At 69.7% G+C, this 11672-nt stretch carries 14 protein-coding genes; 2 read left to right on the top strand and 12 right to left on the bottom strand.

Going from position 1 to position 11672, the window contains the following annotated elements:
* Positions 1-235: 235 nt before the first annotated feature.
* The 12 genes from AB0B82_RS34635 to hisI all read right to left on the bottom strand — a co-directional run bounded on the left by AB0B82_RS34635 (position 236) and on the right by hisI (position 9504).
* A complete protein-coding gene (locus AB0B82_RS34635) occupies positions 236-940 on the bottom strand; it encodes a VIT1/CCC1 transporter family protein (RefSeq protein ID WP_360178580.1) in 705 nt (234 codons plus the stop codon).
* A 14-nt stretch (positions 941-954) separates the two neighbouring features.
* Positions 955-1962, bottom strand: coding sequence for a prolipoprotein diacylglyceryl transferase (gene lgt, locus AB0B82_RS34630; protein ID WP_360178577.1), 1008 nt, complete (start codon positions 1960-1962; stop codon positions 955-957).
* Positions 1963-2013: 51 nt separating this feature from the next.
* Positions 2014-2712, bottom strand: a complete 699-nt coding sequence (locus AB0B82_RS34625; protein WP_360178575.1) for a thioredoxin domain-containing protein — start codon at positions 2710-2712, stop codon at positions 2014-2016.
* Positions 2709-3194, bottom strand: coding sequence for a MauE/DoxX family redox-associated membrane protein (locus AB0B82_RS34620; RefSeq protein WP_360178572.1), 486 nt, complete (start codon positions 3192-3194; stop codon positions 2709-2711). The genes AB0B82_RS34625 and AB0B82_RS34620 overlap by 4 nt, the downstream gene beginning before the upstream one ends.
* Positions 3191-3850: an SCO family protein gene (locus AB0B82_RS34615; RefSeq protein WP_360178569.1), complete on the bottom strand. Its 660-nt coding sequence runs from the start codon at positions 3848-3850 to the stop codon at positions 3191-3193. Before AB0B82_RS34615 ends, AB0B82_RS34620 begins: the two co-directional genes overlap by 4 nt.
* Before the next feature lie 7 nt (positions 3851-3857).
* Positions 3858-4682, bottom strand: coding sequence for a tryptophan synthase subunit alpha (gene trpA, locus AB0B82_RS34610; protein WP_360178567.1), 825 nt, complete (start codon positions 4680-4682; stop codon positions 3858-3860).
* Positions 4675-5883 carry a tryptophan synthase subunit beta gene (gene trpB, locus AB0B82_RS34605; protein ID WP_360178565.1) on the bottom strand — a complete coding sequence of 403 codons (1209 nt, stop codon included), beginning with the start codon at positions 5881-5883 and terminating at the stop codon, positions 4675-4677. The genes trpA and trpB overlap by 8 nt, the downstream gene beginning before the upstream one ends.
* Before the next feature lie 134 nt (positions 5884-6017).
* The gene (trpC, locus tag AB0B82_RS34600) at positions 6018-6824 is read right to left on the bottom strand and encodes an indole-3-glycerol phosphate synthase TrpC (protein WP_360178562.1); all 807 of its coding nucleotides are present in this window, start codon (positions 6822-6824) and stop codon (positions 6018-6020) included.
* 13 nt (positions 6825-6837) lie between these two features.
* Entirely contained in the window at positions 6838-7092 is a 255-nt protein-coding gene (locus AB0B82_RS34595) for an HGxxPAAW family protein (RefSeq protein ID WP_360178560.1), read from the bottom strand.
* 56 nt (positions 7093-7148) lie between these two features.
* Positions 7149-7679: a Trp biosynthesis-associated membrane protein gene (locus AB0B82_RS34590; RefSeq protein WP_360178557.1), complete on the bottom strand. Its 531-nt coding sequence runs from the start codon at positions 7677-7679 to the stop codon at positions 7149-7151.
* The gene (locus AB0B82_RS34585; RefSeq protein WP_360178555.1) at positions 7676-9175 is read right to left on the bottom strand and encodes an anthranilate synthase component I; all 1500 of its coding nucleotides are present in this window, start codon (positions 9173-9175) and stop codon (positions 7676-7678) included. The genes AB0B82_RS34590 and AB0B82_RS34585 overlap by 4 nt, the downstream gene beginning before the upstream one ends.
* On the bottom strand, positions 9172-9504 hold the full coding sequence (gene hisI, locus AB0B82_RS34580) for a phosphoribosyl-AMP cyclohydrolase (protein ID WP_360178552.1): 333 nt from the start codon (positions 9502-9504) through the stop codon (positions 9172-9174). The genes AB0B82_RS34585 and hisI overlap by 4 nt, the downstream gene beginning before the upstream one ends.
* Positions 9505-9569: 65 nt before the next feature.
* Between hisI and AB0B82_RS34575 the strand changes: the two genes are divergently transcribed.
* Both AB0B82_RS34575 and AB0B82_RS34570 read left to right on the top strand, forming a co-directional pair.
* On the top strand, positions 9570-10658 hold the full coding sequence (locus AB0B82_RS34575) for a dipeptidase (RefSeq protein ID WP_360178549.1): 1089 nt from the start codon (positions 9570-9572) through the stop codon (positions 10656-10658).
* 244 nt (positions 10659-10902) lie between these two features.
* Entirely contained in the window at positions 10903-11031 is a 129-nt protein-coding gene (locus tag AB0B82_RS34570; RefSeq protein WP_360178547.1) for a hypothetical protein, read from the top strand.
* The last annotated feature ends 641 nt before the right edge of the window (positions 11032-11672 follow it).

Here is an 11672-nt window from a genome sequence, read left to right as displayed (position 1 = left end):
GTCGTCGGCGCTACCGGGTTTCCACAACACGGTGGGTTTACCCATCGTGTTGTGGGTTCCGTACCCTTCACACAGGTCAGGAACCCACAACACCGTGGGTGAACCCACCCTGCGGGGACGCGGGCATGCGGGGACCCGCGCGGTCGCCCAGGCCGGGCGCTGACTCGGTCACCCAGACCCACCCACGGATCGGTCACATGAGCCGGTTGTCCCGTCGAGTTGGCCCGCTGCACACTCAAATGCCGGGGCCGACGAGCGTGCCGACAAAGTAGGTCAACGCCGCCGCGGCGCCGCCGAGCAGCAATTGTCGCAGACCGGAGAACCACCACGAGCGCGTGGTGACCCGGGAAACGATCGCTCCGCAGGCGAACAGGGCGGTCAGCGACAGGATCAGGGCCGGTACGACGCTGCCGGCTCCGAGCAGGTACGGCGCCAGCGGGATGAACGCGCCGATCGCGAAGCAGATGAACGACGACCCGGCTGCGAGCAGCGGGTTCGGGAGGTCGGAGGGGTCGATGCCGAGCTCCTCGCGGACATGCTCCTCGAGCGCCTGCTCGGGGTCGGCGTGGAACTGCTTGGCGACCTTGCTCGCCAGATCCGGGTCGAGGCCCTTCGCCCGATAGGTCTCGGCGAGCTCGATCTCCTCGTCGATCGGGTGCTTCTGGATCTCCGCACGCTCGACCTCGATCTCGGCGTGCGCCAACTCCCGCTGCGAGGCGACCGAGGTGTACTCCCCCGCCGCCATCGAGAACGCGCCCGCAGCGAGACCCGCGAGACCGGCCAGCACGATGAACTTCGACCCGGACTCGGTGCCGCCGTCCATGCCGGCGATCAGCGCGAAGTTCGAGACCAGGCCGTCCATCGCGCCGAACACCGCCGGGCGCAGCCAGCCGCCGCTGACATCACGGTGGGTGTGATCACCCTGATGCTCCGCGGACACCCCGGACGCCTCACTCACTTCAGCCGGGGCCCGGTGTGATGTGTCGGACCGGGTGCGTCCGGCTTGGGTACCTCGGGCTCCTCGGCGGGCTCCGGCGTGGTGGAGTCGTCAACGGTGTCGGTCTTGCTGTCTGTCACCTCGGCAGTGGTGTCCTGGGTTTCCTGCCGGCCCGCGGCAGGGCCGGTGGTGATGTCCTCCCGGCCCGGGCGCCGCTTGGCGCTGATGATGAACGCGGCCACGGCCAGCACGAACAGGATCAGCGAGGTCCAGACGTTCAGCCGCAGGCCAAAGATGTGGTTCACGGTGTCGATGCGCAGGTTCTCGATCCAGGCCCGGCCGGCCGTGTACGCCGCGACGTACAGGAAGAACGCTCGTCCGTGACCAAGTTTGAACCGGCGGTCGACGATCAGGATCAGCGCGACCACGCCGAGGTTCCAGATCGCCTCGTACAGGAACGTCGGGTGGAACGTGGCGAAGTTCTGGTATCCCTCAGGACGGTGGTCGGGGGCGATCTCCAGACCCCACGGCTTGTCCGTAGGCTTCCCGAACAGTTCCTGGTTGAAGTAGTTCCCGAACCGGCCGAAGATCTGCGCCAGTGCGATCCCCGGCGCCATCACGTCCGCGACCGCGAGGAACGGCACCTTGGCCCGCCGGCAGGCGATCCAGGCCCCGAGTGCGCCGAACCCGACCGCGCCCCAGATGCCGAGGCCGCCGTGCCAGATCTTCAGCGCGTCGATCGGATGCTTGCCCGCGCCGAAGTACAGCTCGGCGTCGGTGATCACGTGGTAGATGCGGGCGCCGACGAGCCCGAACGGGATCGCCCAGAACATGATGTCGGCGAGCACCGGCGCCGATCCGCCGCGGGCGACCCAGCGCCGCCGGCCGAGCCAGTAGCCGGCGAAGATGCCGGCCAGGATGCAGAGCGCGTACGCGCGGATCGGCAGCGGGCCGAGGTGCCAGACGCCCTGGCTGGGGCTGGGGATGGAGGCCGGGATCAACACGGCGGAAGTCAGACTAGACATGGCAAACAGGAACGCTACTCGACCCGTCCGAACAGGACCAGGAACGCACGGTCACGATGCGATCGCGTCGACGGCCTGCTGCACGCCTTCGGCGTTCAGCTGGTCGCCCGGCAGTTGCTGCCCGTTGACGAAGACGGTCGGTGTCCCGGTCACGCCGCGCTCGTCCGCGGCCTTGCCGACCGACTCCAGCCAGCTCGCGTGCGTCCCGTTGCGGACCGCGTCCTGGAACTTCGCGTCACCGATGCCGAGCTGGTTGCCGAGCTCGATCAGCTGGTCGGTCGTCCACGACTTCGAGAAGTCGCCGTACAGCTCGCTGACGAAGCTCAGCGCCTTGCCGTTCGCCGCGGCGGCCGCGAACGCGTTCGCTGTCCGCGGTGAGGCGTCCTTGTTCACGAACTGCAGCGGCCAGTACGTGAGCGTCGCCGTACCGTCCTGGACGAGCTTGTCGATGGTCGCGCCGGTGTCCTCCTCGAACTCGGCGCAGTGCGGGCAGCGGAAGTCCAGGTACAGGTCGATGTTGACCTTCGCGCCGCTCTGCCCGACCTTGACGCCCTGGCCGGCGGTACCGGGGCCGGTGATGACGGCCGGCTCCGGGCGGCCGTTCGAGCTGACCTCGACCTTGGAGTGACCGCGGTAGTACTGCACGCCGACGCCGGCCGCGAGGGCCAGGACCAGGACGACGACCACGATCACTCCCGGTGGAATCCGGGGCTTGTGCTGCAGCAGCGGGTTGGTGTTCGACTTGCTCACGGCGCGGTGGCTCCTTGGGGTTCCGAACGCGGCTCCGTCTCCGGTTCCGCAACGACGGCGAACTTGCTGGCCGGGTTGACCCACAGCCAGCCGGCCAGCACCAGCAGCCCAAGATCCCGGAGGATCTCCTGCAGGTACTTCGTCTGGCCCGGCGCGACCTGACCGCCGCCGCCGAAGCAGCCGCAGTCGATCGACAGGCCGCGAGCCCAGGCGGACGACACCGCGGCGATGAACACGATCAGAAATACACCCGCGGCCAGCGCGGAGGCGCGGACACCGAAGCCGACGATCAACAGCAACCCGATCGCGATCTCCAGGAACGGCAGGCCCCACCCCACCGGCTGCACCAGCGCCTCCGGCAGCAGTTCGTACGCGCGGACCGCCTGGGCGGCCGTCGCCGGATCGGTGACCTTCAGCGCACCGGCGTACAGCATCACGCAGCCGAGCACGAGCCGCGCGACCAGCGAGACCCAGCGCTTCACCGGTTGTCCTCCACCAGCTTCCCGAAGTCGTGCGCGAGGTCACCGATGGCGGCGTTCTCCAGCCAGAGCACGGTCGCCTTGTCGTTCTTGCCGAAGCCGAGCACCTGCGCCCCGTGGCCGACCTCGTACCCGCCGGAGGGCAGTTTCTGCATCCCTTCGACCGGTACGCCGACCGCCTGCGCGATGTCCTTGATCGACGTCAGCGAACCGGTCAGCCCGACGAACGACGGGTCGAAGCGGTCCAGGTACTTGCGCATCACCGGCCCGGTGTCGCGAGCCGGATCCGTGGTGATGAACAGCATCTGGATCTGGTCCTGCACCGGCTTGTCGAGCTTCGTCAGCGCGGACGCCACATCGGCCATCACCGTAGAGCAGACGTCCGGGCAGTTGGTGTACCCGAAGAACACCAGCGTGACCGGCTTCTTCGTCGAGGTGACCAGGTTGAACGCGTTCCCGTCGGTGTCGGTCAGCGTCGCCGCCGGCATCGCGTACGGCCGGTCGAGCACCGCGCCCCGCATCCCGTTCGGGTCCTGGGTGGTGCGGATGATCGCACCACCCGGGTTGTCCGGCTTGTCTTCCTTACCGGCACAGCCCGCAACGGCGAGCAGAGCCACCGCCGCCAATAGCAGGACGGCGGTGTTCCTGTAGCGAGTCACGGGCGTACTAACGATCAACGGTCGCTCGGGGTTCCCGGCGGACACCTTCGGACAGTTCCTCGGCGAGCGTGCGGACGCCCGCCGAACCACCCGCCTCGAGGGCCTTCACGAACGCCGAGCCGACGATCACCGCGTCGGCGTACGCCGCCACACCGGCGGCCTGGTCGCCGTTGGACACGCCGAGCCCGACACCGACCGGGATCCCGGTCACCGCCTTCGTCCGCGCGACCAGCGGCGGGGCCGCCTCGGACGGCGTCTCGCGCGCACCGGTGACACCCATCACAGCGGTCGCGTACACGAATCCGCGGCAGGCGGCCGTGGTCATCGCGATCCGGGCGTCGGTCGACGACGGTGAGACGAGGAACACCTTGTCCAGTTCGTGTTTGTCCGCGGCCGCGATCCACTCCGCGCCCTCGTCCGGGATCAGGTCCGGCGTGATCAGTCCCGCGCCCCCGATCCCGGCGAAGTCCGCCGCGAACCGATCCACGCCGTACCGCTCGATCGGGTTCCAGTAGGTCATCACGAGCACCGGTACGTCGGCGTACGCGGCAACCTTCTCGACCGTGCTGAGCACGTCCCGGGTCCGCAGTCCGCCGGCCCGGGCGATCTCGGTGGCGCGCTGGATCGTCACGCCGTCCATCACCGGGTCGCTGTACGGCAGGCCGATCTCGAGCACGTCGCAGCCGCCGTCGATCAGGGCCTTCAGCGCGTCGATCCCGCCGTCGTACGTCGGGAATCCGGCCGGCAGGTACCCGACGAGGGCGGCGCGGCCCTCGTCGTTCGCCTTGCGGATCGCGGTGCCCGCGTTGCCCAGGGCCACCAACTCACTCATCGCCGGCCTCTTTCCCGCCGAGGCCGAACCAGGTCGCGGCCGTGTCCATGTCCTTGTCGCCGCGGCCGGACAGGTTCACCAGAATCGTTGCCTCCGGCCCCAGTTCCTTGGCGATGTCGAGCGCGCCGGCGACCGCGTGCGCGGACTCGATCGCGGGGATGATGCCCTCGGTCTTCGAGAGCAGGCGGAACGCCTCCATCGCCTCGGCGTCGCTGATCGGCCGGTACGTCGCGCGCCCGGTCTCGGCCAGCCACGCGTGCTCCGGGCCGACACCCGGGTAGTCCAGACCGGCGGAGATCGAGTGCGACTCGATCGTCTGCCCGTCCTCGTCCTGCAGCAAGAACGACCGGGCGCCGTGCAGGACACCGACCTGGCCGGCGCTGATCGTCGCGGCGTGCCGGCCGGTCTCGAAGCCGTCGCCGCCCGGCTCCACGCCGTACAGCTTGACGTCGTCACCGAGGAATGCGGTGAACAGGCCGATCGCGTTCGACCCGCCGCCGACCGACGCGACCGCGGCGTCCGGCAGCTTGCCGAGCAACTCGAGCGACTGTTCCCGGGCCTCGTCGCCGATGCCGCGGACGAAGTCGCGCACCATCGCCGGGAACGGATGCGAACCGGCCGCCGTGCCGAGGATGTAGTGGGTTTTGTCGACGCTGGCGACCCAGTCCCGCAACGCCTCGTTGATCGCGTCCTTCAGGGTCCGGCTGCCGGTCTTCACCGGGATCACCTCGGCGCCGAGCAACCGCATCCGGGCCACGTTCAGCGCCTGGCGCTCGGTGTCGACCTCGCCCATGTAGACCACGCACTCGAGGCCGAGGTACGCACACGCGGTCGCCGTCGCGACCCCGTGCTGACCCGCGCCGGTCTCCGCGATCACCCGCGGCTTGCCCATCCGCTTGGTGAGCAGCGCCTGGCCGATCGCGTTGCGGATCTTGTGCGCGCCGGTGTGGTTCAGGTCCTCGCGCTTCAGCAGGATCCGTGCACCGGCGACGTCGGACAGCCGCGTCGCGTCGTACAGCAGGCTCGGCGCGCCGATGTACTCACGCAGCATCCGCTCGAACTCACCGGTGAACTCCGGGTCCGCCATCGCCTCGCGCCAGGCCGTGGTGAGCTCGTCGAGCGGCGCGATCAGCGCCTCCGGCATGAACCTGCCGCCGAAACGGCCGAAGTGCCCGAACTGGTCGGGCAGCACAGTACTCATCCGAAAAACCTTCCAGGTCCCGCGCGCGTTCGCCCGGGAGAGTGTCCGTCCCCGTGCCGTTTGGACCGGCCGGGCAGGGTCCGGTGCGTCAGCGACGATGCTGAGGCACCTCGTGCACCACCGTAGCGGCGCGGCTAGTGGCGCTGCTGGATCGCGGGGTGCGATCCGGCGGCGACCAGGTCGGCGACCGAGGCACGCGGGTCGCTGCCGGTCACCAGGGTCTCACCGACGAGGACGACATCGGCCCCGGCGCGTGCGAACTCGATCACGTCGTGCGGACCGCGGATCCCGGACTCGGCGACTCGGACCACCTCGGTCGGGATGGTCGGCGCGACCCGGGCGAAGGTGTCCCGGTCGACCTCGAGGGTCTTCAGGTTGCGGTTGTTCACGCCGACCAGCCGGGCCCCGGCGTCCACCGCACGCCGGGTCTCCTCCTCGTCGTGCACCTCGACCAGCGGGCACAGCCCGATCGACTCGGCCCGCTCGATCAGCGAGACCAGGGCCTCCTGCTGGAGCGCGGCGACGATCAGCAGCACCATGTCGGCACCGGCCGCGCGCGCCTCCCAGAGCTGGTACGACGAGACGATGAAGTCCTTGCGCAGCACCGGCACGTCGACCCGGCCGCGCACCTCGCGCAGGTCGTCCAGGCTGCCGTTGAACCGGCGCTGCTCGGTCAGCACCGAGATCGCGGCCGCACCGCCCTGCTCGTACTCCGCGGCCAGCGCGGCCGGGTCGGAGATCTCGGCCAGCGCGCCCTTGGACGGGCTGGACCGCTTCACCTCGGCGATCACCGCGATGCCGTCACCGCGGAACACCGGCATCGGGTCCTTGGCGTCGGGCTTGCGCTGGGCCTCGAGCTTCAGATCGTCCAGGCTGACCCGCGCCTGGCGCTCCGCGAGGTCGGCCTGGACCCCGGCGAGAATGTCGTCAAGCACAGTCATGTCGGTCCGCCCCTCAGTGGTCGCCGTCGGTCGGGACCCCGAAGCCGAGCAGCTGCAACACCTTGCCGGCCAGGGCGCCGAGCACCGCGATCGCGACGGAGATCCAGAACAGCACCCAGTTCGGCCCGAGCACCATCGCGACGGCGCCGAGCGTGAACGCGACCAGCACGATCGCCACCGCCGTCCACGCCGCCGGGCTGTTGCCGTGCAGGTCGTGCGGGGCTTCCTCGATCCGGTCGGCCTTTTGGTCCGCCACCGTATTGTCCATAGTTGGGGCCACTCCTCCTCGTCGTCCCGTCCTATTGTGGCGGTTGCCCGCCGCGATCAGAGAGTCGGGTCCTCCCCCGCGTCGATCGCCTTCCATTGATCGGCCGGTGTGGCGGCCGGATCACGCTCGTAACGCGCCGTGGCACGCCGCCATCGGTGCGCTGTCAGTACGGTGACCAGCCCGGCCGTGGCCAGCGCCAGACCGCCGGCCAGTGCGAACCACGGAGCGGGGCCGAGCGACTGCGTGACGTGGTCGGCCACCACATCGCTCAACTCCGGCCGCAGCCGGCTGAGCTCCGCGTCACCGGGCCGGACGCCGAGCGCGACGCCGATCGCGCCGACGCCGAGCAGCGTCACCAGACCGCCCAGGATCCTGCGCAGCGTCGTACCCGCAAGCTTCGTGACCACGATCGCGACCACACCGGCGAGCGCCAGCGTCACCGGCGCCTTGGTGATCGTGTAGCCGGAGAAGTCCACTCCCGGGCGGCCGTTGCCAGGGTCGACCGAGACCCAGGTCAGGTACGCCGACAGCCCCAGCAGCGCGAGCGCTGCCAGCGCGAGCAGGTCCACCAGCCGTTGTGATCTCATACGTCCCGGAAGGTTCCCGCGACCGCGACCGCGTTGAGGACGGCGGCGGCCTTCGTCCGGCATTCGGCGTCCTCAGCCGCCGGATCCGAGTCCGCGACGATCCCGGCACCGGCCTGGACGTACGCCGTCCCGCCGCGCAGCACCGCGGTGCGAATCGCGATCGCGGTGTCCGCGTCCCCGGCGAAGTCCAGGTAGCCGACCACGCCGCCGTACACACCGCGCCGAGTGACCTCGAGCTTGTCGATGATCTCCATCGCCCGCGGCTTCGGGGCTCCCGACAGCGTGCCGGCGGGGAACGCGGCAGTGAGCGCGTCGAACGCGGTCATGCCGGCCTTCAGCTGCCCGGTGACCGTCGATTCCAGGTGCATGACGTGGCTGTAGCGGCGGACGTCCATGAAGTCCACGACCTCGACCGTGCCGGGTGCGCAGACCTTGCCGACGTCGTTGCGGCCGAGGTCGACCAGCATCAGGTGCTCGGCGCGCTCCTTCACGTCCGCGCGCAATTCCTCCTCGAGCGCGTGGTCCTCCTCCGGCGTCGCGCCGCGCCGCCGGGTACCCGCGATCGGGTGCAGGATCACCTTGTTGTCGGTGACCTTGACCAGCGCCTCCGGGCTGGAGCCGACGATGTCGAACCCGTCCAGGCGGACCAGGTACATGTACGGGCTCGGGTTCGAGCGGCGCAGCACGCGGTAGATGTCCAGCGCGGACGCACTGGTCTGCAGCTCGAACCGCTGCGAGACCACGATCTGAAACGCCTCGCCGGCCCGGATCTCCTCCTTGGCGTGCTCGACCGCCTGCCGGTACTCGGCGCTGGAACGCTGCCGGTACGGGTCGGGCTCGGCCAGCCGGTCGGCGTGCACGACGTACGACGGGGTCGGCCGGGCGAGGTCCCGCTCCATCGCGTCCAGCCGGCGTACTGCGTCCGCGTACGCCTCGTCGACGCGCTCGTCGGAGTCGTCCCAGTTGACCGCGTTCGCGATCAGCCAGATCTCGCCGGTCTCGTGGTCGAGCGCGGCCAGATCGGTCGCGAGCAGGAACGTCAGCTCGGGCAGCCCGAGGTCGTCGGTCGTTGTGTCCGGCAACCGTTCCAGGCGGCGAACCGCGTCGTACCCGAGGAAGCCGACCATGCCCCCGGTCAGCGGCGGCAGGTCCGGCAGCCGGGGCGTGTGCAGGATCTCCAGCGTCTCGCGGAGCGCCTTCAGCGGGTCGCCGGTCTGGGGCAGGCCGACCGGCGGGTTCCCGGTCCAGACGGCCTGGCCGTCGCGCTCGGTCAGGGTCGCCGCGGAACGGACGCCGATGAACGAGTACCGCGACCAGACGCCGCCGTTCTCCGCCGACTCGAGCAGGAACGTGCCCTCGCGCTCGGCCGCCAGCTTGCCGTACACCCCGATCGGCGTCTCGGCGTCGGCCAGCAAGCGCCGCGTCACCGGGATGACGCGGCGGTCTTTCGCATACTCGCGGAACGTCTCGAGGCTCGGCACGGTCACACCCGTCATGCGGCCGCCACCTCGATCTCGCCGCGCTCGAAGCAGCTGCGGGTGCCGGTGTGACAGGCCGGGCCCTCCTGGTCGACGAGCACGAGCAGCGTGTCCCCGTCGCAGTCGACGAGGATCTGCTTCACGTGCTGACGATGGCCGCTGGTCTCGCCCTTCACCCAGTACTGCTGCCGGCTGCGCGACCAGAACGTACTCCGCCCGGTCGTCGCGGTACGGCGTACCGCCTCGGCGTCCATCCAGCCCACCATCAGGACCTCGCGCGTGTCGTACTGCTGCACCACCGCCGGGATCAGCCCGGCCGCGTCGAAGGTCAACTCGTCGATAGTCACCCACCCATTGTCCCCGATCCGGGGTTGCCTTCTGACCATGCCCTCCTACTGGAAGGATGGCGGGCATGACACTGAGCGAACTGCGGGTGATCGACGGGCACAACGACCTGCCCATCGCGTTCTACGAGCTGTGCGGCTACGACCTGGACGCTCATGACCTGAGCGGCTCGGTCCCGGCGCTGAACACGGACCTTCCCCGGCTGCGCGCCGGGCAGGTGGGCGGGCAGTTCTGGTCGCTGTGGGTGCCGCAGGACGAGCACGCGGTCCGCCGTACCTTCGAGCAGCTCGATTTCGTCCGGCGTCTGGTCGAGCGGTTCCCGGCGGACTTCGAGCTCACCGACACCGCCGCCGCGGTCGAGGCGGCGATCAAGGCCGGGCGGGTCGCATCGCTGATGGGGATGGAGGGCGGTCATTCGATCGGTGAGTCGCTCGGTGTACTCCGGGTGATGCGCGCGCTCGGCGTCCGGTACATGACGCTGACGCACAACCACAACGTCTCGTGGGCCGACTCGGCCACCGACGAACCGGTGCTCGGCGGGCTCAACGACTTCGGCGAGGACGTCGTCCGCGAGATGAACCGGATCGGCATGCTCGTCGACCTGTCCCACGTCTCCGCCGACACCATGCGGCACGCCCTGCGGGTGACCAGTGCGCCGGTGATCTTCAGCCACTCGTCGGCGCGCGCGGTGTGCGACGTACCCCGGAACGCGCCCGACGACGTACTCACGTCGCTGGCCGCGAACGACGGCGTGTGCATGGTGACGTTCGTGCCGTACTTCACGTCGCAGCCGTACGTCGACTGGGTCGCCGAGGCTCGCGCCATGGCGGACGAGCACGGGCTGAACCCACTGAAGCCGTCCGATCAGCCGAAGCTCGCCGAACTCGTCGGCCGGCCGAAGCCGCAGACCACACTGGCCGACGTGGTCGCGCACGTCGAGCATGTTCGCGAGGTGGCCGGTGTCGACCACATCGGGCTCGGCGGAGACTACGACGGGTGCCCGGAGTTCCCGGTCGAGTTGCCGGACGTCGCGTCGTACCCGGTGCTGCTCGAGGCGCTGGCCGCGCGCGGCTGGAGTTCCGCGGAGCTGGACAAGCTTGCCAGCGGCAACATCTTGCGCGTGCTCCGGGCCGCCGACGAGGTGGCCTCGGCTTAAGGGTTATCCGGCTCTTGTGACCGATCCGTGGGTCCGGGTGCCCGAGCCGACGCCCACGCTGGACGACCGCACGCATCCCCGCACGGTGGGTTCACCCACCGTGTTGTGGGTTCCAGACCCGTGTGAAGGGTACGGAACCCACAACACCATGGGTGAACCCACCGCACGGCGGAAACCCGGAACCCCGACGACCACACGCACCGCCACGGCACCACGCCGCGCCACCACGCCGCACGGTCACCGCGTGCCGACACGCCGCACCGTCACGCCGCGCCACCACGCCGCACCGTCACGCCGCGCCACCACGCCGCACCGTCACCGCGTGCCGAACACCGCCGATCACATCACCGCCGACCAGATCACCGCCGGCTGATCCACAGTCCCCGCGGCACGGCGTACGAGTGGATAGGGTCCGCTCACTGACGTGTGGGTTGGCTTCTGGCCGAGGGGAGATGGTCGCGGGCCGACGGGGGGAGGGATGGCCGGGCGATGGTGTTTCCTGCGGGTGATCGGGGTGTGGGGTTGGAGCCGCATCTGTGGAGGGTTTTCCCGCGTATGGCGGGCAAAAGCCTCCAGTGTCGTGCGGAAAACTCTCCTAGATGATTGATGCACGGTCCGAAGGTGTGCACGCTCGACAGTTAGTGTGGTGTGGGGCGGGTGTGTTCGGCGCCTGGTTCACGCTCAGCTGTGGCCCCTGGCACGGGACACGTCCTGTCGACCTGACACCCGCCCCACACGCCACACGCCACACGCCACATGCCACATGCCACATGCCCGAGCGTCCCCGGCTCCATCACCACGACCACCGGATCCAGACCAGGCCGTGCATCAATCATCTAGGAGAGTTTTCGCGCGCGGCGAGGGGGAAGGTGCGGCGTGGCGGCGGCGTGGGGGCGTGGGGGTGCGGTGTGGGCGTAGCGGCTTCCGGGTTTCCGCCGCAAGGTGGGTTCACCCATCGTGTTGTGGGTTCCGTACCCTTCACACGGGTCAGGAACCCACAACACCGTGGGTGAA

It is taken from the genome of Kribbella sp. NPDC048915 (assembly GCF_040649595.1).
Taxonomy (GTDB): domain Bacteria; phylum Actinomycetota; class Actinomycetes; order Propionibacteriales; family Kribbellaceae; genus Kribbella.
The sequence above is the reverse complement of the archived record's forward strand: the minus strand, read 5'-3'. Positions and strand labels throughout refer to the sequence as shown.

Bases quoted from the DNA above. Each gene is read 5' to 3' on its own strand.
- lgt (WP_360178577.1), bottom strand. From the start codon at position 1,962: ATGTCTAGTCTGACTTCCGCCGTGTTGATCCCGGCCTCCATCCCCAGC.
- trpA (WP_360178567.1), bottom strand. From the start codon at position 4,682: ATGAGTGAGTTGGTGGCCCTGGGCAACGCGGGCACCGCGATCCGCAAG.
- trpB (WP_360178565.1), bottom strand. From the start codon at position 5,883: ATGAGTACTGTGCTGCCCGACCAGTTCGGGCACTTCGGCCGTTTCGGC.
- trpC (WP_360178562.1), bottom strand. From the start codon at position 6,824: ATGACTGTGCTTGACGACATTCTCGCCGGGGTCCAGGCCGACCTCGCG.
- AB0B82_RS34595 (WP_360178560.1), bottom strand. From the start codon at position 7,092: ATGGACAATACGGTGGCGGACCAAAAGGCCGACCGGATCGAGGAAGCC.
- AB0B82_RS34590 (WP_360178557.1), bottom strand. From the start codon at position 7,679: ATGAGATCACAACGGCTGGTGGACCTGCTCGCGCTGGCAGCGCTCGCG.
- AB0B82_RS34585 (WP_360178555.1), bottom strand. From the start codon at position 9,175: ATGACGGGTGTGACCGTGCCGAGCCTCGAGACGTTCCGCGAGTATGCG.
- AB0B82_RS34575 (WP_360178549.1), top strand. From the start codon at position 9,570: ATGACACTGAGCGAACTGCGGGTGATCGACGGGCACAACGACCTGCCC.